The 19,810-nt window shown below is 53.9% G+C and carries 17 protein-coding genes and 1 pseudogene; 1 reads left to right on the plus strand and 17 read right to left on the minus strand.

Annotated features, from left to right (window positions below):
• Nucleotides 1–2 precede the first annotated feature (2 nt).
• From ACIDITHRIX25_RS78465 to ACIDITHRIX25_RS78495, 7 genes are all read right to left on the minus strand, one after another.
• Nucleotides 3–941 carry an Eco57I restriction-modification methylase domain-containing protein gene (locus tag ACIDITHRIX25_RS78465; protein WP_201733235.1) on the minus strand — a complete coding sequence of 313 codons (939 nt, stop codon included), beginning with the start codon at nucleotides 939–941 and terminating at the stop codon, nucleotides 3–5.
• A gap of 191 nt (nucleotides 942–1,132) precedes the next feature.
• Entirely contained in the window at nucleotides 1,133–3,742 is a 2,610-nt protein-coding gene (locus ACIDITHRIX25_RS78470; RefSeq protein ID WP_201733236.1) for a hypothetical protein, read from the minus strand.
• Entirely contained in the window at nucleotides 3,739–5,418 is a 1,680-nt protein-coding gene (locus ACIDITHRIX25_RS78475) for an Eco57I restriction-modification methylase domain-containing protein (protein WP_201733237.1), read from the minus strand. The genes ACIDITHRIX25_RS78470 and ACIDITHRIX25_RS78475 overlap by 4 nt, the downstream gene beginning before the upstream one ends.
• Entirely contained in the window at nucleotides 5,415–6,323 is a 909-nt protein-coding gene (locus tag ACIDITHRIX25_RS78480; RefSeq protein ID WP_201733238.1) for a hypothetical protein, read from the minus strand. The genes ACIDITHRIX25_RS78475 and ACIDITHRIX25_RS78480 overlap by 4 nt, the downstream gene beginning before the upstream one ends.
• Before the next feature lie 115 nt (nucleotides 6,324–6,438).
• Nucleotides 6,439–6,876: an MBL fold metallo-hydrolase gene (locus ACIDITHRIX25_RS78485; protein WP_201733239.1), complete on the minus strand. Its 438-nt coding sequence runs from the start codon at nucleotides 6,874–6,876 to the stop codon at nucleotides 6,439–6,441.
• Nucleotides 6,873–9,002: a hypothetical protein gene (locus ACIDITHRIX25_RS78490; protein ID WP_201733240.1), complete on the minus strand. Its 2,130-nt coding sequence runs from the start codon at nucleotides 9,000–9,002 to the stop codon at nucleotides 6,873–6,875. The genes ACIDITHRIX25_RS78485 and ACIDITHRIX25_RS78490 overlap by 4 nt, the downstream gene beginning before the upstream one ends.
• Complete coding sequence (locus ACIDITHRIX25_RS78495; RefSeq protein WP_201733241.1) at nucleotides 8,999–10,147, minus strand: hypothetical protein; 1,149 nt, start codon at nucleotides 10,145–10,147, stop codon at nucleotides 8,999–9,001. Before ACIDITHRIX25_RS78495 ends, ACIDITHRIX25_RS78490 begins: the two co-directional genes overlap by 4 nt.
• 304 nt (nucleotides 10,148–10,451) lie before the next feature.
• Between ACIDITHRIX25_RS78495 and ACIDITHRIX25_RS78500 the strand changes: the two genes are divergently transcribed.
• Nucleotides 10,452–10,772 (plus strand): hypothetical protein, encoded by a 321-nt coding sequence (locus ACIDITHRIX25_RS78500; RefSeq protein ID WP_201733242.1) that lies wholly within the window; start codon nucleotides 10,452–10,454, stop codon nucleotides 10,770–10,772.
• A 58-nt stretch (nucleotides 10,773–10,830) separates the two neighbouring features.
• Here the strand turns inward: ACIDITHRIX25_RS78500 and ACIDITHRIX25_RS78505 are convergent, their stop codons facing one another.
• The 10 genes and pseudogenes from ACIDITHRIX25_RS78505 to ACIDITHRIX25_RS78550 form a co-directional block, all read right to left on the minus strand.
• Entirely contained in the window at nucleotides 10,831–11,625 is a 795-nt protein-coding gene (locus ACIDITHRIX25_RS78505) for a site-specific integrase (RefSeq protein ID WP_249685736.1), read from the minus strand.
• Between the two features lie 321 nt (nucleotides 11,626–11,946).
• A pseudogene (locus tag ACIDITHRIX25_RS78510) lies at nucleotides 11,947–12,075 on the minus strand (hypothetical protein); the annotation flags it as partial.
• A gap of 160 nt (nucleotides 12,076–12,235) precedes the next feature.
• Nucleotides 12,236–12,940 carry an Eco57I restriction-modification methylase domain-containing protein gene (locus ACIDITHRIX25_RS78515; protein WP_201733244.1) on the minus strand — a complete coding sequence of 235 codons (705 nt, stop codon included), beginning with the start codon at nucleotides 12,938–12,940 and terminating at the stop codon, nucleotides 12,236–12,238.
• Nucleotides 12,937–13,764 (minus strand): DNA methyltransferase family protein, encoded by an 828-nt coding sequence (locus tag ACIDITHRIX25_RS78520; RefSeq protein WP_201733245.1) that lies wholly within the window; start codon nucleotides 13,762–13,764, stop codon nucleotides 12,937–12,939. The genes ACIDITHRIX25_RS78515 and ACIDITHRIX25_RS78520 overlap by 4 nt, the downstream gene beginning before the upstream one ends.
• Nucleotides 13,761–15,275: an ISL3 family transposase gene (locus ACIDITHRIX25_RS78525; protein ID WP_201733246.1), complete on the minus strand. Its 1,515-nt coding sequence runs from the start codon at nucleotides 15,273–15,275 to the stop codon at nucleotides 13,761–13,763. The genes ACIDITHRIX25_RS78520 and ACIDITHRIX25_RS78525 overlap by 4 nt, the downstream gene beginning before the upstream one ends.
• Complete coding sequence (locus ACIDITHRIX25_RS78530) at nucleotides 15,199–15,759, minus strand: acyl-CoA dehydrogenase family protein (protein ID WP_201733247.1); 561 nt, start codon at nucleotides 15,757–15,759, stop codon at nucleotides 15,199–15,201. Before ACIDITHRIX25_RS78530 ends, ACIDITHRIX25_RS78525 begins: the two co-directional genes overlap by 77 nt.
• Before the next feature lie 122 nt (nucleotides 15,760–15,881).
• On the minus strand, nucleotides 15,882–16,679 hold the full coding sequence (locus tag ACIDITHRIX25_RS78535) for an enoyl-CoA hydratase/isomerase family protein (RefSeq protein ID WP_052604161.1): 798 nt from the start codon (nucleotides 16,677–16,679) through the stop codon (nucleotides 15,882–15,884).
• A 715-nt stretch (nucleotides 16,680–17,394) separates the two neighbouring features.
• Nucleotides 17,395–18,393, minus strand: a complete 999-nt coding sequence (locus ACIDITHRIX25_RS78540) for a glycosyltransferase family 4 protein (RefSeq protein WP_201733248.1) — start codon at nucleotides 18,391–18,393, stop codon at nucleotides 17,395–17,397.
• Nucleotides 18,387–18,584: a hypothetical protein gene (locus ACIDITHRIX25_RS78545; protein ID WP_201733249.1), complete on the minus strand. Its 198-nt coding sequence runs from the start codon at nucleotides 18,582–18,584 to the stop codon at nucleotides 18,387–18,389. Before ACIDITHRIX25_RS78545 ends, ACIDITHRIX25_RS78540 begins: the two co-directional genes overlap by 7 nt.
• 3 nt (nucleotides 18,585–18,587) lie before the next feature.
• Entirely contained in the window at nucleotides 18,588–19,772 is a 1,185-nt protein-coding gene (locus ACIDITHRIX25_RS78550) for a glycosyltransferase family 4 protein (RefSeq protein ID WP_052604159.1), read from the minus strand.
• Between the last annotated feature and the right edge of the window lie 38 nt (nucleotides 19,773–19,810).

Here is a 19,810-nt window from a genome sequence, read left to right on the forward strand (position 1 = left end):
TATTACGGCATCTCCTTGACCATACTCTCGATGTAGGCCTGCTCGTCTTCTGTGATACCGTACTTAGCGTAGAGTTCTTCGTCTGTCCAGGTACGGTCCCAGGTTTGCTGGGGTACCCAGGTGTAGACCGACTTCATTGCGTGTTGGCTGATCTTGCGTAATGAGATCAGGAAGCGTACTAGCCGCGTGCGCATAAAGGAAAAAGCGCTGTCCGCTTCAGCCTGAGTATCAAAAGGTCCGACGAAAAGGAACGTCTGTGTGCTCACACTTCCAGGACCTCCTACGAACGGCTTTCCAAGAACGATATCCGGGATCCTCTGGCCTCCATCTGATCCGGCTTCCGGCACGAACACCTTCCACTTCTCGATGGCCCTGGTATTCTTTCGAATGAGATCACTGGCAATCCACTTCTCATTTCTCGCTCCATCCTTCAAGAAGAGTCTGAGATCTCCAGGCTGCACGTCCCCTCGGCGATATCCAGTAAAGTTCGTCGAAATCCCAAAAGGTGTGTCGCCCGATACAAGCTCCGCGAAACTTCCTTCGCGCTTTTTGAGGACCTTGTGAAGGATACCAACCGCGCGACTGTCGCGCACTAATACGTCAAACTCGCTGAGGTCACGCTCTCCTGGACCATAAATTTCGTCACCGCGAACAATAGTCATGTCGCAGAAGCCGGGATTGTCTCGATCCCGCATGAAGTAGCAGACTCCTCCCTTGATCTCTACGCCCGGAAAGAGTTCACCGGCATTGGGGTAGTCAACGAGTACCCTAAGATGCCTGTCCTTCAGCATCCCAGAGCGGAAAGACTCAAGCCCACGGCCACCGGCCATCCACCGGGAGGGGATGATCATTGCGAGGAACTGAGGGTTGAGTTTTATCGCCTCTTCTACGAAGACGTTGTAAAGAGGTGTGTCGTTTGTGCCTCCACCTCCACCTGACATTTGGTATGGCGGTTCCTTCTATAGTTCAGACGTGTTACAAACCAATACGAATACCTGTACGGATGTGCTCTAGAAGGTGCTGAGAGATAAGTGGGGTCCTCAGGCTTGTGCACTTCAAGGACGAGCAGACATGGGTCGAATCGGTTGGATTGAGTCGCCTCGAGAAAACGTTCCTGAGAAGTGAATCTTGCCTAAGTGACCGTTTCGCCTTCGATCGCAACAGTACGTTCCCATAGGCCCACGCGCTCCTTCGTGTCCTCGCCAGTGCCGGTACCGAGGTAGTCCAGGCTCGCTCTTTCGAAGAGACGGAACTGCCAAATCGCCTCATCCATCTGATCGGGGTTGAAGACGCCCACATCTGAGAGCTTGTGGAAGTCGTCCAGGGTTAGCCCCGTCACGCGCTCGAAAAGCTGGGTGTCAAGTGACTCAATCACGTCGACCAGAGACTCCTCACGAAAGTCCGTAAGGTACATGAAGACTGGGATCGACTGAACGAACTTGAGCAGCTTAGCCCTGAGGGTCTTCACTTGCTCACGCTTAGCTTTGCGCGCCGCCGTCACCTCTGGGTCTTCGGGGTCGCCATCGAACGCTTTGGGCTTCTTGCCGGACTTGATCTTCTTGGACTGCGCGATGATCTTGGTCGCGTCTTCGCGCAGGTTGCGGAAGTCTTCCATCTGCTCCAGGCGGTCGAGAAGGTCAGTGTCCTCGAGCAGCTTTGTGAGCACCGCTTCGGAGAGGTCGATGAGCCGAGGGCTTCCCCAGCGCTTGGCGAGCATGGCCGCACCAGCCCCCGCTGTTCCCCAGTCCATGACTGCGTTAACGTCAACCGGGTCCATCCGGCCCCCGTCAAAGGCGAAGATGGGCAGGAACTCAATGAGTTCGCCGATGACCTCAGCCGGCGCCGTCTTCGTTGTCGAGCGTGCAAGCTTCGTGCCGTACTGATAGATGAGACTCAAGGCGCGATTGGGGTCGAAGTCGAAGACGTAGCAAGTCTGTTTCTTGACGACTCGCGTTCCATCGGGTCGCTTGGACGTCCACGGGGACTGCACCCGGAAGGCCGCCTGGAAGTACGCCTCGGGCGACTTCAGGGAGCGAAGGACCAGGATTGCACCCCACTGGGGCACCGTCACGCCCGTCATCAACTGACCAACAGAGAGCGTGATCGTCTGCTTGCCGAGCTTCGCCGCTTCCGCGAGCATCTTGTCAACGGGGGGCTTGGCTGCTGCACCGACTTTGGTACCACCGGCCGCGACGTGGACCAAGAAGTCCTTGAAAAACGGATGGGCTAGCAGTGAAGCCTTCATCGCATGTGCTGATGCGACGCTTGGCATGAACCAGACGGTGTGCTCAACTGCCTCGGTGAAACGACCGTCACTGAAAGGAAAGGGTGGCTTGAAGTTGTTGAGCAGCTTCTCTGTCGCTGACTGAGTCAGGCGTCCGAGGAGCATGTTCAAGAACTCGCTGATGCGATCTGGATCGTCGAAGTGATACTCCGAGCCGACTTTCTTAGCGGCAAAGTACCCAGAGAGGTCAAACAGTCCGTCTGGTCGCTGATCGATCTCAACCGACGCCAATTCCGATAGGGAGTACGTGAACATCTCCATTGCTGGGAGTTCCCGGTAGGGGTTGCGGATCGGGTCTTTGGCGGGGTCTGTGTCCCACGCACGCTTCGCACGCTGCTCGTCCGGATAGGTCCAGTTGAAGATCTGCTCTTCGTTGAACTCGCCGTCAGCGATAGCTCGAAAGGGAGTACCGGAGAGGTATAGGTAGCTGCAGCTCGATAGTCGCATGTCCTTAGCGTCAAGGTCCTGGTTGATGCCGGTGGACTCAGGCGTGGCGGCGAGCAGACGAGGAATACCGTCATAAACGAGCTCAGTGACCTCGTCAGCGCGCCCTGTCTCTTCATCGAGATCGCGCAGCTCGGCCTTGCGTTCGGCCTCCGTCGAGCTAGCGGCGCTCGCGGGGCTGCAGACTTCTTTGGCTGCACCCTGCCAAGCACCGAAGTGGTATTCATCGAGGACGATGCAGTCCCAGTCGATGAGGTGGATGGACTCGTTGTGTTCCTTGACGTCGCCATCGGTCGTAGTTCCAAGCAGGTCCTGGAACGAGGCGAACCAGACCATGGGGGCATCGATGTCCGGGTCACTGGGGTGATCGCGGTCTGCGTAGACCCACTCAGCAAAGTCCACATGGTTACGCAGGTCGTCTTGCCAGGCGTTTCGTACCGCTGGCTTGTAGGTCAGGACGAGGACGCGCCGCCAGGCCATTTGACGCGCCAGTTGGTACGTCGAGAACGTCTTGCCGAAGCGCATCTTTGCATTCCAAAGGAAGCGTGGTGGCCGAAGATCATTGGCGTGCTGGGTAAAGTACGTCTTCGTGAGCTCGATGGCTTGCTTCTGTTCAGGACGTGGCCTGAAGTCCTCAGTGCGCAGCGGGTCGTAGTCTAGCCCCGAGCGCACCGCCGAGATGGCGGCCTTGACTTCATCGAGTGTGGCTTCGACAACCTCGCTGTTGCGCTGGACTCCAGCGTTGTCGAGGACCCTGTGGATGTCCGAGTCAGTGAAGCTCGTACCGTCTGAGCGAACTGCCGGTTCGTCTAGCAGGATAACGATGCCTTCGCCGTCGGGGTACATAGTCCCCGACTGCTCTTTGATACGTACCCGCGGGTCGGGTCGACCGGTCCAGCCAACCTTCAGACGACCACGCCCCTCGATGCTCGATGAGCCGACGGTGCGAGTCCACTCGGTGTCGTATCCCGGTGCCGTGTAGACGTAGATGCGACCGACAACCTGGCTACTCACTCTTCATCCTCCCCGTTCGTATCGAGAGCCTCGGTAGCCTCGCGCTCCCTGCCGGGTGCGCGGTACTTCGATCCACCCGGCAAGTGCGACGCGGGAATCGAGGATTCCAAGGACATTATTGCCTCACGAGGATGGATGGTGCTTTCGATGTACTCGCGCTCTGCCTTAGTTAGCCCGAAGCGATCGTAGAGCGCTTCATCTGTCCAATTCTGCTTCATGTCGAGTTGTGGCACGAAGGAAAAGACATCCGGGCGAACGTCCTGTGTTACCTTGCGTTGAAGAACGAGGAAGCGCACAAACTTGGTTGCCAGGAAGTTGGCATAGTTCCTCGCCTCAGTCTTCGTGTCGAACATGCCAGCAACCACATAGGTGAACGTGCACGCCGACCCTGGTGCGAGTGCGATGGGTTCACCCAGGACGTAGGACACCTCCCGACCATGCCCATCGCCCGCCTTGGGCAGCAGGACTTTCCACTTGGTGACCCACTCAGCGTTCTTCTCGATCTGATCGGGCCGGACATAGCCGACGTGACTACCGAAGACGAGCGGCACAGAACCCTCGAACTCGGATGACGCGGCGTCGGTGAAGTTCGTTGTCAGGGTTGGACCAAAGCCGCCAACGGAGTTGACCCACTCCACAATCGACTTGCCGTGAGCCACTTTCTTGATGATGGACATGGCTTTGTTGTCACGGACTAACACACCCTTGCCCAAGCGGAGATCCCTTTGAGCCGTCGAGATGATGGTGCCCTCAATACGGGTCGAGAACTCGCAGTCTCCATCATGATCGCGATCCCACAAGAAGTAATTGACTCCGCCTTTGATCTCCACGCCCGGGAAGCAGTCGAAGAGTTTAGGGTTGTCAACAACCTTCACTAAGTGACGGTCCGCAATCATTCGAGTACGGAAGGTGTCAAGGCCCATACCGCCAGTGAACCAGCGCGAAGGAATGATCATCGCGAGATACTTGGGGTTGAGTTCCATGGCGCGCTCGACGAAGTAGTGGTAGAGCGGCGTAGCTTGCGCGCTGGTAGTGCCAGTCTGTACCTGGTACGGAGGGTTGCCAACAATCACGTCGAACTTCATGTCTTTCATCTCCTCGGTTGGATACGCCCCATGGATGAAGGCGTATGCATAATTCTCACGGGTAGCCCCACGTTCGAGTCGGACAGGGGCGCCACAGATGCGACACGGCCCCGATGCCCGCCCATCCCTGTTCGTGGGGTAATCATGTTCAGTTTGAATGAAGGGCAGGTTTCCGTCGGGGGTGTAGAACAGCACAGCCGAGTGGGTGCTCGTTGCGTCGCGCGACACGTAGACCGACCGGCGAGTCATCTCGCCGTGGACTTGGGTGATGGCCACGCCAAACAACATGTTCTTGAGGATGTGCTCGGCACGCTTCTTGGGGTCCGGTTCCCACTTAGCCAAACCCTCCATCAAGTGGCGGGCAACTTCTCGAAGAATCGAGCCTGACTTCGTCGCTGGGTCGAGCCAGCGATAGTCGGGGTTGCTCCATACCTCGATAGGCAGTAGATCGAGCAGAGCGCGAGCTAGCAACGGTGGCGTAGGTATCGCGTCTGACGAGAGCGCCGCGATGACGTCCAGGATGTCGGGGATATGGTGAGTGCGCACGGTCCCCACGCCGATGGTGGTGATCTTTGAGTCAGTTTTACTCATTTCTTCGTCCTTGTTCGACTCTTGGTCTTGGGCGGCGTTGCCGCGGCGACCAGCTCGCTGTAGTGAATCGGCTCAACGTCTTGCACTCGCTCCTGCCAGAACAAGTTTCGTGAGTACTCGGGGACCAAGGCGCAGCTCCAAATTCGCTGGAACCGCCCAGCGGGGAAAGGACGCCACTCACACAGCTCGATCTCGTCGGCGTTGTTAATTAAGTCGCCGAGCACGATGTTGTCGCCAAGGATGACTGCGGCAGCGTTCAAGAAACCAGTCGTTGGCTCGATAGTATTGGCGTCCGATTGGTAGTGGCTTAGCACCGTGTGGGCCATACGAGCTCGTGCCTCGGTGACGTTGTCTATCGAGATGTCAACGCCGTAGATCGACGCCAACGCTCGCAGTAGGCGATGTTCATAGTGCTCTTGGGAAACGCACTCCGCTTTTTTGACTATCTGCAACTTTCTCCGCAGGATTTCGATGAGAAAGTTACCGGAACCGCAGGTCGGTTCCAAGAACGTCACGTCGAGTTCAGTGAACGCATCCGGGATCATGTCAAGCATTGCGTCTACCTCGCGCTGATGCGTGAATACCTCTGCCAACTCACGAACGCGCTGGCGTGATCGGACTTGACCGAACTGCGCTTCAAGGGGAGCCAGGATGGCGTCGTCGGTCAGTTCCACCAGTTTGGCGGACTCATGCCAGGAAATGTTGGTATCAGTTTCGCAAACCCAACCAGCATCGGGATCGTTTCCGCAGTCAGCGCTTCGTGTGGCTGACCACCATTTTGGTGCAGACATCAACTTCCCCCTCGGTGCACTTGCCCCTCTTATGCTCTCATTTTGGAAGTGACTCTTTGTGCCCTCAACCATGTTCTTAGTGTCGGCACGAACCGATCTATTCGGTGACGTCATTCAGGAACCGTCCTCCGTCCTATTGTCCAATAACTCAATTGCCGCACGCCGACAATCTCCATCGTGCGCGAGGCCATCATTGTGGCACTCATCCCTATCATCTGGAGACCGCAGGTCATGGCTTGATCCGCACGACGTTGGCAGTTGCTGAAGCCTCAACTTGCAGACGTTGATTTTCCAGCGTCAAAGCGAGCACAACACGCTCTAGCCGTTTTACGGTTTCACGTTCCTGGCGCAGCTCCGCCGCCTGGTGAGCGACCCGCTGCTCCAGTTGCTGTCTGGCTTCGATGTACTGCTGAACAACGGCTGGCACGTGGTTGGTCTGCGCAACCTTGGCCCGGAACTCGTCTTGCAGGTCAATGTGCTTATGGGTCAAGAGCCACCGCTTCACTTGGACTTCTTCGGCGAGCGACTTCACGGTCAGTTTCCCGTCGGAATAGAGCGGTGCTCCATCAATCAAACGCGCCATCGCATCTCGGATGCGCAAACGGTCAAGATCGTTTTGACAAATGGCCTCGGTCTTTGCTGCCGGCTTGCGCTTGTCAGGGGTCATGAGACGCTCCGTTGTTCGGCGTGTACTTGAAGTTCGTTCTCTCGTCTGACGATTCTCGCAAGCAGCCGCACACGAATTGGCTCGGGCGTGAGCGGGTTCTCCGCCTCTTCTCGCAGATTACCGATCTCCGCTTGCAGAAGTTCGGCGTGAGTATCGGTGCGAGCGGTGTTGCCACAGTTATCGCGACATCTGCTCATGTCCGGAGTGCGCGTGACATCCGCTCGGCCACGGTCGCGATCCGGGTGACAGAGTGCCTTCGTCTGGTCGTACACGCAGGCGAGTGCGCGAGAAGGGTTGTCGTAGATACGTAGTCGAGGATCTCTACGAAGCGCCGCCATTTGTCGAGTCGTCAGGTAGGAGCCGCCGAATGTCTGCTGGAAAATGCGGACGCCATTTACGTACCTAGAGGATGCGGGTCCCGAGACTTGTTCACCCGCATCAAGCCGCCTCGCCGCCTCGTGAAGACTTTCCGCCACCGCCAGTGCCTCTTCCATTGGAAACACGTCGCGTAATCCACTCGCAACACGAGATCCGTAGGCATCGCTCGTATAGCCTCGTAAGTGCCCGTACTGCAGACCGAGAGCAATCCGGCCTCCGGGTACTCGGTAGATAAACCACGCCAGCGTGCGCCGAAAACGAGCAGGGACTATGGCTCCATCAGGATCTGGTGGAATTACGTCACGTGTGTTGCCGTTGGTCTGGCAATAGGCATTCCACCAGTCAACGAAACTGCGAATGGAATCGCGAGCGGCCTGCGCAAGCGGCGGTTCGAGTTCTTCTTGCTTCTGAGCTCTGAACAACCCACGTGTGAAGACATAACCGCTGCTGTGCATCGCCTCTGCGGTGGCGATCGCTTTCGCGACTGGCTCGAGGACAATCCAAGGAGTTTCACGCTCGACTCCACCGGGGATGGCATTGCCGTCCTCGTCCAACGCATCTTTGAATGAAAGCCCGCGAATCTCGAAATGCGGTGGCATGTCGGGCTCGGGACGCGTGGCGGTGCAAGAGCCTCGCCTAAGCGCACGACATTCTTCGACGCGCATGCCCGATAGATACGCAACCACGATGAAACACGCAACCATCAGCATGTGACGCATTTGCTCCACTTCGTAGTAGTCGATAGCGCTACACCACGGTTCGCCATCTACGAGACCAGTGATGGTGGTAGGCATCGGAGTACCGAGACGAATCGCGAGGCCACGATTGCCCATTGACGCTGCCTGGTCTTTAGTGATTCCAAGCGTGGCTGCCAGATACTGAATGGCAAGGTTTATGTCGTTGGGCGGTTTTGGATTGGTTCCTCGCATTCCGGGCAGCGATCCACCCGATGCCTTTAGACGGTGGAGATACGCGTTTGCCCTCTTAACGTGCTCGGGCTCTTGGTGCAGAGGAATCTGACTCTGCATCCTCGCCTTATCAGCGACGGCATCGAGAATATCGTCACGGAACACTTCTATGAAACGAAGAGCAGCGAGCAGAAGTGCCGACATGGACTGGGGATGTACCGGCAGCCTCTTGTTTTCGCCAGTCCAGTTGGCGGGTCCGATGACGGAGTCGATCCGATCTTCTTGCGCTGCAATGTCTTCCCATGTCGGACGCAGCATCCGATCCTCGGGTGGCAGATACGGGGCAATCAGCCAGATGCGCGTCACACTAAAAAGCTGGCGACCTTTCACGTCGCGTGTAACACTTCGCCCAGCGACGTAGCTTGCGTACGCCCGGTAATCGCCTGGCGTCACTGAACGAAGATCAGTGATGGCACGCGCGTCTAACCACTTCAGGAACATGCGAATGTCGTGAAAGATTGTTAGGATTGAGCCAGCGGCTAGGCGATCTCGGATTGCCGTAGGGCGTGACAGCGCATCCATTGGAGTTCGTTCATTGATGAACGTCCAGACGAGTCGCTTACCCGTGTCGCGATACGACGAAGGCAGGGTCGCGAAATCAATCTTGAGAGGATCTGACGTGAGCTTCTGTGCCATTGGGTGCAAGAGCCACGCATCGTCGCCGTAGCGCGATAGCGGACCGCTATCGGGATCTGCCTGCACGTTACGGAAGACGACTTCTTCCGCACCCGTCTGAAAGATTTGCGGTTCACGGTGTCTCGCTGCGGCAGATCTACTCATGCGTCAAGCCTCCTGGCTAGTAGTCGTTCGAGGCACTCCTCATCTGCATCGCTGAGCTGTGTTCGTGCATGGTCGCGTTGCTCCGCGGTGGTGTTGGCCGTGAGCAGTGCTGTCAGGCGTACGAAGTGGCCAGAGAAGTCCTCGTTCCACACGGCTGGAGTGACGGCTGACGCAATGCGCTCGAGCGCGTCGCTCAAGGCGACTAAGCGCGGTAGGTGGTCTGGTGTAGCCACAGCATTGGGGCAGCCAAGACATGCAAGGAAGGACGCGGTGCAATTTCCGGAGTCGTCGTGGGTGAAGGGGCTGCTGTGAAAGTCGAGGCATGCTCCCGTCCCGGTGTCCAGGAGGCCCGAAATTAGCAGAGGCACCTTCTCCACCGAAATGCCGAGACGATCTGCGAGTGCGGATGGATTCACTTGCGCCTCAGCGATGTCCTGGTCACTCAGTGACCGCATCGCGACGGTCACCCGTGCGTGTTCGAGCGCTTCGGCCTGCCCCCTAATGATGGTGGCCGTTGCCTCCCGGCGAGTCTGTGGATCTGAGCGCCGGTACACCGACTCGCTGACAGTTTGTGAGTTCTGTCGAGGCTTGGTGTTGAGTACCTGCTCGGTTAAGCGAAGTCGTTGGTGAGTGACTTGAAGTGCGGTTCCGTCGTCGGCCAACAGGCCCGCCACGGCGTGCCACCGCTTCTGTACCGAATGTGGATTTTCCAGCTGTGTCTGGAATATCTGCCTACCGCCGTATGAATTGCCGCTGCGGAATAACAGCAGCGAATCTGTAGGGTATCCCAGTTCAGCCATTGTGGCCCTAGCCTGCGCTGTCAACGCAATCGCTCGATCAATCAACCTTCCCGACTCACCGCTGAGACTCTCATCACTGAATCGTGCTGCCGGTCCGCGACGTGGCTTGTCCAGATGCAACACATGCACAGGCATTTCATCCTTGCGATCATCTGCGCGGTCAAGGTTGACTGTCAGCTGATTGATTACTGAAAGGTTATACCCGCGCTCGCACACGAGCAGGTACGTCATTGATAGAGCTTCCATCGAGTTTGGGAAGAGGGCCTCATTGATTATGGATGCGCCCTCGAGCTTGAGTAACCTCCTCAACGCGAACTGCCCCGCTGCGGTAAGTTCGGTGGGCACGCAACCGGTTCGCGCAAGATAGTCAAGCAGCGAGCCAGCGCTCCATAGCTCCCCTCGTATGCGGACCGTCGGGGAGTCGGACGGCTCCCCTCCGGCGCGGTAGGTCGTGAGCGTTGCAAGGTTGGCGTCAATACGCTGCTGGCCAGTCCGAACGATGGCCGATGCGGCACTCTTAATTCGTTGGAACTCACTTCGCGTGTAGGCATCGTAAAGACGGGTTTTTGGTTTACGCGTTCGACCCCGTAGGGCTTTTCGGGTGGTGTCCGGAAGCCCAGGCGTGTCGAGAAGCAGAACGCGCATGTGATTGACTGCGGCCGGCCAACGACTCTTAGTCTCAACGTCAGCACGCCAGGTCCACCACACTTCTGGTCCAACCTCATTGATCGAAGTCGGCGGTCTCTGCTGCATGGCAATTTCACGGATAAACCGACGCAAAGTATCTGCCCCGGCAGCAGCGGACGATGCCGACTTCCAACGTCCGTCAGTTCCCGTCGCTACGGCGAACCCGCTGACCAATGACCGTAAGAGAACCGGCGGGCAATCGACTTCACGAAAGTCAAACACTTTCGTGACCGCCCCGTCCTCGGTGATATGCGTAACCATGAGGCCAGTCGCGTCACGCTGAGAAGGACGGCTATACCCCGGCTTCGGCATTGCTGCGGCGTGACCCGAAGTCTTACGCGTCATGCGGGACCTTCAAGGTCTTGGACCAGCGGCGACGTCTCAGAAATTCTGGTGAGCAGCTGTTGCACGGATTCATCGTCAGTGTCCGCGTTGAGAAACATGTCAACTTGTAGACCCTGAACCGGCTCCAAGTAGTAGGACTTAGTCGTCACGAGGTTGGAGTGACCTAGCAATTGCTGTACCAACACCCAAGGGTCGCCAAATAGGTGCCGGTACTCAAGGCGCTCTCGCTCGCTCAATCCAAGACGCCTGTCGAAGTTGTGAATAAGCGTGACCAACATGCGGAGGGCGAAGGAGTGACGAAGCATGTGCGGATGGCAAGTGATTGGGACGCCCTGTGTGGCACATCGACTGCTCGCGCCAGCGAACACCGCCTCCCAGGTCAGATAAGGCATCGGAGCTCCGGCCTCCGTTAGCCACAAAGAGAGCGGCTCGACGCCGTCGTCAGTCTGTTGGAAGAGGCATCGGCGGATCTCGCTGTCCAGCTCATTGATGTTCGTGCGTTCGGATCGCCCACGACGGTTTTCCATGGTTAGATCTCCACGAGCGTTCATCTGAGTAACTAATCGCCGCTCGGCGATTTCCTCGTAGCGCCCAGAGACCTGAGCACGTCGAACCGCTGCGGCCCTAGTCGTCATGACGTAAGCGTCAATGCGCCGCAGGGCACTGCGCGAGACCCAAAAGTCGCGACCCCTACCTTTCGCGACTGCCTCAGCGACGTGTCCGCGAACGTACTGGTCTGCGGGTTGCGCTGTCGGTAACTCGGTAAGCAACACCGAGCCAGCCTCTCGCAATCGCAGCCCGCTGGACCACATCAGCTCGCACATCGAGACATTGCGATCGTCGTTGCGACCTCGCCACGAACTGTCCAGCAGGCCATCCCCGTTGTAACCACCAAGCCCGACATCGCGCCAGCGCCGGTAGGCGCGGGGAGTAAGCCACTTGACCTTCACGGATCGCACGTTCGTCGGCTGGAGCTGCGCTCTTGTCGCCACGTCACCACGCCGATCACGATACGTCGTCGTCAGCACAGGACTCGCTTCGATGACACCGTGGTCAACTTGCCACTTGTAGAAGCGACCACAGGCAGCCAGTTCGCGGGCAAACTTGGCGCCACTCACTCGCTGAAGGTTATCGGCGTCACGCCGACGCCAGTATTCGTAGTCGAGCAGGCTGTCGTGCGTGGCATCTCGCCAAGTCGTGCCCTGTCGCTCCAGGAAGGAGAAGAACACCTTCAGGTCCATTGCGTACGACCACCGAGATGCCGGAGCCAATCTCTTGAAGCTTGAACTGGTGAAGTACGCCACCACGTCGCTATCGACAGTTCCGTCTGGCCGCAACAGGAACGGCAGTCCGGGAATGATGCCTAGCCCCTGCTCAACCTCTTCGAGGTTATCCCATTCGTCAAGCAGCGACGAGCTGTAGCTCCCTCTCCACGTCGAGCGCTGCGCCCGGCAGAGCCGCCAGTCCGTCTTTTCTAAGTCCTCCGTCACTGCAACACATTATATCACAACACAGTGACATTACAAGGAAGGGTGGATTACCCACGATTACGTCGAACTTCATCCCTAAATCCTTCCAAACGGCTGTGCGCCCTGCCTCGTGAATGAAGGCATATGCATAGTTGTCTCGATTATCTCGCTCCATCTGCGTCTTTGAAGCCGAGCACTCTCGGCACTTTCCATTGACGTAAGTATGTTCAACTCGCTCGAACCAAATGTTGCCGCTGCTCGTTGGCATTTGAACCACGGAGTGGACGCTGGCTGCATCTTTAGAGCAATACAGGGTTCGGCGAGACATCATCGAGGTAAGTTCCGTAATGGCGATACCGAAAACTTGGTTCTCGAGAATGTGTTGAAGTCGTTCTTGGTCATCAGGAATCTCATCGGCAAGTCCCGACATCAATCGCCTAGTTATCTCGCGAAGAAATACGCCTGTCTTACAGCCTGGGTCAAGCCATCGCAAAGATGCATTGCTCCATACTTCTGCCGGGAGAAGGTCGAGCACCTGGGTCACAACTCGTGGTGGAGTGAATACTTCGTCGCTAGAGAGGTCAGAGATAACTTCTAAGATATCGGGTGCTTTGGAAGATACAAGGTCGTTCATCATGAAGCTCGTTTCCCACTAGTGCGCCCACGCTTCACCGTGACCCGATACGTCTCTACTTGATGTAGCTCAGAAATATTTCCAGTCCATAAATGCTTTGGAGGTGTTGCGCCGAACAACGAAACGGTATCGCCTACCTCGGCTTCGGCGCCCTCCATAACCGCACCAAGAGTGGTTATGGAAATCGAAACTTCTGCACACTCCGGGTTCCAGCTGTATTCGACGAGCGGAATCTGTGCCCTATCGCTCGGTCGACCGTCGGCTCCGAACGGCAGCATGTTGCCAACCTGGACGTTTCGTTCGACTATCCATTTTGCTGACAACAGGATTGGATTGTCACTTTCAAGCTTCTCGTCGAGACACTCTGCATGCCAGTCGGAAAACACCCGTAGAAGTCTCTCTCTTGCACCGATCTCGTGGCCAGGGGTTCCTCCGATGACATTATCGGGAGAAATATCCACCCCGTAAATCGACGCCAGAGCCTCAAGTGCGAGAGCGCGAGTTACTTCTATCTGTTGGCGATCTGCGACAACGGCTGCGGCGCTCATGACTGCATATAACTTCTTAGTGAGAATTGCGACGAGAAAATTACCGTCCCCACAAGCTGGCTCTAAAAATGTCTGAGCAGGGTGGGGGTGCCAAACGTCTGCGGGGAGCAGATCCAACATATCTTGGACGATCGCAACAGGGGTGAACACCTCACCCAAGTCTCGAACTCGTTCTGTGGACTTGACTAGGCGCTCAGGTATCTTCTCGAGACCTGAGGGTGAAGCGGATTTCGATCTCGGCTCGCCAATTTCGGGATCGCCGTGCTGCGTGTCCTTCACGGGGTATCCCTCATTTCTTCCGTTTCTGCATCCTGAGTTATTGAACGAGTATCTTCGTCATCAATATCATCGACACACAATTGTATCAGCGCGGGAATACTCGTACCCAGGCGAACAGAAGTCGTAGTGGGGCGGTTGGAACTGCCGAGATGCCCCGACGTCCGGAGGGTGAGATAATCGTTTGTGCCGCTCCAGCGCACTCCTCGAGTAGTGGTGCTCCGTGTCAGCTGGGCTCTTGGGGCGTAGAGCATCTTCGCACGGAGAATATCAAAGCTGTATCCCTTACCCATGTGGTTGACGATCTTGATGAGTGCGTTCATCGACTCCGTGAGCGCGTTGGTGTACCTATAGTCAAAATACGCGAAGATCTCGTCATGCCAATTCGTGAGTGCAGTAAGAAGTGGTTTAAATGCTGGAAGTAGTCCTGGGGTGAGGTTCGACTTCCAATCTTCAAGGGCAGTTTCAGCCGCAGTTCGAGTCGCACAAGCATAGATATCAAAGAATGCTTCTTTAGACGCATGGGCTATGGCCAACGAGGGGTACTTGTCGAAAATTTGATCGAGCTGAAGGCTTTGAGACTCATCAAGCTCCGATCGCCGATAAAGCATCAGGAACCGATCTTGTTTCAGTTGGATGCGGTCGCTCTGGCTCAAAGTTGCTCGGTGAGCTTTTCGAATCGTCTCTAGAGCTTGATTCGCCATTTTCACGACATGGAACTTATCAATGACGACCTGGGCATCGGGGAGGTGCTTGCGGACTCCGTCGCGGTAGGGACGCCACATGTCCATCGTGACCACTTGTATCACCTGGGCATCGGGTAGAGAGGAAAGATAAGCATCAACCGTGTGGCGATTCCTTTTCTCGAACATCTCGATGATCGTTTTCTCCAAAACGTTGGTAACCACTAAGTGATAGCCACTGCGAGTGTGAACCTCGTCAATGCCGAGTACCGTAGGGGTCTGCACTGTTGGGCCGCTCTGCAGGTGAGGCAAGTAATCGTTGAAGACGTTACGAACCGTCTTTTCATCTACTCCGACTTCGCGCGCAAGCTCATAGAACGTGTGGGTTAGCGCCTTCCGCTCAAGATAACTCCGCAATCTGGTCGTTATCGAGCGCTGATGGTCGAAACCATCTGGGAGGTTGAAATACGTCGCTGAGCATTGCTTACACCTGTATCGCTGACGCTCAAGGTCAACGACAACTTTGACTCCTCGCACGGGCAGATCGATATAGCGTTGAACCTTTGTTCCATGTCGGAAGGGACGCAGGTCTCCACACTTCGGACATGGTGGAGCCTCATGGATAGATCGCCCTTCCACTAACCGAATTCCCTCGTTGAGTTCAGTTCGAATACCGTGAACGCTGGGTAGATCTAAAGAAAAGCTTGGAGCACCCCTGTCTGGTGAGTCATCAGCTGATAGCGGCATAAGCAGATCATAACGAAGGGCTGTTACACGCGATCGTCCGTTGTGAATTATCACGGCAAGCAGGAGTTGGAGCGACCTTTCCACACGATAATCCGCTTACCCGGATAAAGTAGTCCCCGTCCCTATGAGCGCTAGTCGAAATTCCCGACAAATCACTACCTGTGTTGGGTTCCGTCATTGCTATTGCTATCACCGACTCACCAGCCACGATAGATGGCAGCCACCGCTCCTTTTGTTCATCATTGGTTAGATCTGTAAAATATGGCAGGACGACATCATTTTGAAGGCTCAAAGCGAGTGCAACCCCCGCATAACCTCCATTTGAAAGGCCACGATTCAAGATTGCGTTGTAGCGAAAGTCATTGACTCCCGCGCCACCATACTCCTCTCCGACACCAAAAGCCAATAAACCCTGCCGGCCTGCCTCCAAAAAGAGAGTTCGGTCGATTATACCTTGCTGCTCCCATCTTTGATAGTGCGGCTCAACACTTCGAGCTATAAATACCTCAACGATCTCACCAAACGCCTCGTGCTCAGCGTCATAGTCGACATTTGAATTATTCTTCATTTCAATCCTCTAAATCCAATCATGGGAATGACAATTGCGATCGAAGCTGTTCAGTTCCTTTTAGGTTTCGACCCTTTGGTAGCAACCCTAGCTTTGATAGGAGCCTTCATAAAAGCTTTTAACTATATAGATGAAGGAAATGATGGAGCGCGCTTTTCGCGCAACGCCGCCACACCTTCTACGACATCCGGACCCATAAAGGTCAACATCTCATATGCAGCAGAGGTATCAAAGATCTGCCCCGCATTACGCAACCATCCATTTATTGCTTTCTTGGTCAACCTAATCGCATCTTGCGAGCCCTTAGCCAACCCATCGGCGACGCGTAACGCCTCATCTAGGACCTCTTGTTTTGGAAGCGCTTTGGAGACCATTCCAATCCTCTCCGCCTCCTCACCCGTGATCATCTCTCCTGTAAGAAGGTAGTAACGCGCTCTTGCTATCCCTCCAAGCAATGGCCACAAAATTGATGCATGATCTCCCGCCGCCACGCCGAGCTTCACGTGTCCATCACCTATCTTGGCATCTAGAGCACAGATTGAGATATCAGCCAAGAGTGCAACCACTGCACCGGCACCGACTGCCACTCCATTTATGGCCGATATTATGGGCTTCTCGCAGTTGATTATGTTGTAAACCATATCGCTCATCTCACGCAACATGTGATTTACTCTCTCATAGTTACCGGCCATATTCAAGACCATATCCAGATCGCCTCCGGCGCTAAAAGCCTTTCCCGATCCAGTAATAACTGCAACTTTTGTTAAATGATCCTCAGAAACATCCCGCCATATTCGCGCTAGCTCACCGTGGCCAATTTCATTAGTAGCGTTAAATTTCTCAGGTCTATTTATAGTTATTAACAGTACTCCATTTTCTTTTCGTTCGAATAAAAGATACTCATACTTCGAAAAATACATAAAACCTCAACCTTACTTTAGAACTCTATAGTTGTCTGCGAGATGAACATCGCTAACCCATAATTAATAGAACACTTAGAACCAGAGATAGATATCATCGATGGAGGTCTTAAACCATATCTGCAATTGAACTTCGATCATAGGTATCTCCGCAAATAAATAATCCAACGGGTAAGATAGCATAAAGTCATCGTTGCGACCAGTCCAAAAGAAATATCCAAACCATTGATTCGACAAAACGGGTCAAACTGGACGAAAAAGAATCTAAAATCAGGATCGAATCCAAGACAAAGGTCTTCCTTCAGTAAGATTCCAAACAGTCATGGAAACAATTACAGCCTTAAAAATATGCATCATTAATCGGTCTTTTTATCAAAAATAGCGTCATATTTAAAATCCACCGAACGGCAATCAGAAAAACTAAAGGCAAAAATCATGCAATCATATCCGCGATGTCCATAGATCGGCCTGACGCCAACAGACTTTAAATTGACAACTTCACCGAAAATGACAGCACTAATTATGATTTTCCAACATAATTAATTAGTCCATCCTCATCAAGGAGTGTGTAAAACGACAGAAACTAACCCAGAAAAAACATGACAATTTCGCAAAAGAGTAGTTGTCCGCGATTCTCTTTGAATAAGCAACTTTAGTAATAATCAATAGATCATAAAGGATCGATCTACATTATCTTAAATATTTAAATATCTAATCATACCCTTGCGACCGAACGCAAAAAATCCAAGTACCGCTTAGCGAGGACGTCCCAGGAGAAGTTTTGCCGTATATAACGCTTGCCATTTTTCGCCAAGAGGTCGCGATATTTTCTATTCTCCAACAAAACATGAAGAGATTCCTCGAATGTCCCATAATCCTCAAAAGACAATGCACCCCTTGAAGAACGAGCCAGTTCGTAAGTTGCAGCACAATCCCTATTGACAATTACAGCCTTGGATGCATTCCAAGCTTCAAGAAGGACAATACCAAATGACTCATATGCTGATGGAGATATCACAATCGTGGCCTTTTCCAACAGCTCCGCCTTGTCCGCTTCCGAAACCTCTCCCAAGTATCTCACATCCACAAATCCCGGACCGGCCTCTGAAATCGCACCCGCGAACACAAGTTGCACTCCACTTCGGTTGCGAACCTTGTATTCATGAAAGAGTCTTGCCAGAAGCACCGATCCCTTTTTCGCTTCCACGCGCCCCAAACAAAGGATGAACTCCTTCCCGTTCAATCCAGACCGCTCACACACATTACCCCTGAGACCTTCATAAGTCCGAAAACCCATGCCAAGATCGATACTCTTCTTGGAGGCGACTCCAAATCGCCGCTCGACGATGGCGCGCTCGGCATAAGTATGATAAACAAGACCCTGAACCTTAGCAAATACATCTCTGTAGATAGCTAGATCTATAATCGGCTCATCGTGAGCTGCAGGATGAAGGACGCTGGGTACTGGACAACTGAGTACTCCCTGTACCGTTGTATGGTAGAGGTAGGGATAAAAAACTACAACATCAGAGTCACAGGTTGCTATCGACTCAATAAGTTGATTTGATACTGGCCCTTGCCAATTGATCAAATCCAATGATTCTTGTCGGCTAAAAGACTTAGGCGCTGACAGCATCCTTCGCGAAATATATTCAAAGTCGCTTCTACGGCCAGCATCGATGGAGAATCGTTCAATGGAGACATTGTTTAGCAACGACGATCCCGGGGAAGGTTATTCGACCAATCAAGATGAGATAAAGCCGTGGTAGTAAGGACATTTACCTCTAGCTCTTCGCGTGTTGCCAAGGCTTCAGCCAACATCCGAGCCGCATTTTCTGCTCCGCCAAATACTTCTTTGCCATAACGTGGAACTACAAAAGTTACTCTAAACTTCGACGAATGCATCGATCAATCTCTACTCGAGTTGACCAATGGTTGCGAGCCTAAAATACCATTGGAGCCTTTATCGGCTATGAGCGAAGATGGTCTTGAAAAATCTCCTAGCCCATCAAGACCACATTCCGAAAGTAACTTCTCTAAAACTTTATCCAAGATAGCTACAGTCTCAGAAGGAGCAAGCTCCATAAGGCGACTTCGACCAAGTTCAGCCATCGCGCTCGAAAGAGAATATGAGTTGGTGATCTCATGCGCCCAAGAAGCAACTACTATCGGATCCCGAGTATCTAGGACAATGCCACCCTTGCCCACAGTCTCTGGAACCGCCGCCTTACCATAAGCTAGAACTGGCAATCCATGAAACATTGCCTCCACGAGCGGCATGCCAAACCCCTCGTGTTCAGAAGCAGATATAAACAAATCCGCCATTGCATAAAAGCTCGCTAGCTCTTTAGGTGATACACCAAGGACAAAGTTTACCCTTTTGTCTAGCCCCAATTCGACGGCGAGGCGATAGAGAGAGTCCAAATAGGCTGGATATGTTGGACGACCGACAATGTGCAGCATCGCATTGTCACCATAGATTTCTCTATGTGCACCAAGAGCCATTATTAGGTGTTCTTGTGCCTTATTGGGAACGATTCTTCCCACAAATAACCAATTAGAAAAACCCCTCTGATTGATATCCCAAAGCATCCGCTCAACTGCTGGGTCTCGTTCACCCATAAAATCAGAGGTGTCAAAGATTATAGGAACCTGTTCTACATTTGCGTATCCGCATTCAATCATATCGTTGCCATTGAAGCGGGAAGGAGCAATTCCCATTGTCGATCTTCGAGCGAGCAAAGAGAGCTCTGCGCGAGCTTGCTCCTGCCCAACCGCCCCAAGGAGATCGTAAGGCGCAAAGTAGGAGGCGGGAGTCAAATTTTGATATAGAACCACAACCCTATTGGGCAGCGAATCCAAAAATATAGGAATCGGTGAAGAAGTAGCTAGGTGATAGATGAGTATATCTTGGGGATCCATCACCTTCAGATAGTCGCTATAGAAATAACCTTCCTCACCTGAAAAATTTTCAACGAGATAGATCCTAGAGTCAATGCCAACTTCCCGAATACGTCGTGTGATCGCTAACGCATTGTTAGAGGTACCATCGCCCCGCGATAGAACTGGTATAAATTGATGAATTCCCGCCACTACTGGGTCCTACAATCCAAAATTATCTGCCAACTAAA

This window comes from Acidithrix sp. C25 (genome assembly GCF_904848545.2).